Consider the following 227-nt stretch of genomic DNA (forward strand, 5'->3'; position numbering starts at 1 on the left):
CGGAGGGGAGCGGGCAGGACGGGCGGGTGACGAGGGTGTCGCGGGGGATGCTGACGACGGTGGCCCGGGTCCGGCCCGCGTCGAGGTGCACGACCATCGCGGTGTCGGACCGGGCCCCGTCGCTGTCACCGCCGCCCAGCTCCCGGTTGGCCTCGCCGCTGCGCGAGTCCGAGCCGAGGACCAGGATGTTCAGGGAGCCGGTGGGCAGGGGGGAGGCGTTCGCGGAG

Annotated in this window: 1 protein-coding gene; it reads right to left on the reverse strand. The window is 76.2% G+C overall.

Translation table 11 applies throughout. The features are described 5' to 3' along the window. A partial coding sequence (locus CCN44_RS46505) for an LCP family protein (RefSeq protein WP_414820520.1) occupies nt 1–227 on the reverse strand: 227 nt, incomplete at both ends.

Source organism: Streptomyces tricolor (assembly GCF_002155905.1).
GTDB classification, from domain to species: Bacteria; Actinomycetota; Actinomycetes; order Streptomycetales; family Streptomycetaceae; genus Streptomyces; species Streptomyces tricolor.